This is a genomic window from Streptococcus sp. KR, from assembly GCF_002238115.1.
Classification (GTDB): domain Bacteria; phylum Bacillota; class Bacilli; order Lactobacillales; family Streptococcaceae; genus Streptococcus.
The window spans coordinates 1-375 of sequence record NZ_NGVM01000185.1 but is presented as its reverse complement, the minus strand read 5'-3'; the positions used below and the strand labels follow the sequence as shown (position 1 = coordinate 375).

1 protein-coding gene is annotated in these 375 nt (G+C 26.7%); it reads right to left on the bottom strand.

The features are described 5' to 3' along the window. Positions 1-210: 210 nt before the first annotated feature. A partial coding sequence (locus CBI42_RS11530) for a tyrosine-type recombinase/integrase (protein WP_179211425.1) occupies positions 211-375 on the bottom strand: 165 nt, incomplete at its 5' end.

The window sequence follows — 375 nt, the reverse complement described above, 5'->3', positions numbered from 1 at the left end:
CCATCTCTTTTTATTATATTTAAGGATATTTGAAAGATGTATTTTAGAAAAACAATTATGGAGTTCTTAATACGGAATAAAGTAAAAATGCTGATTCAAAGTGAAGTTTTATATGTTTTTTGCTTTTGTTGAGTATAAAATCTATTAACTAAAGTCGAACTACAAAAATTAATTTAAGATGAAGTGAACTGTAACCTTCGGAAATGTCTCTTACTCGATTTCAGAATGAATTACTGATATGGGATTAAAAGAACTAAGTATTTCTTTTTGTTTTGAATGAGATACGTGAGTATAGATTTGTGTGATTGATATAGAACTATGTCCAAGAATTTGTTGAATATATCGAATATCTACATCACTATCTAGAAGCATTGT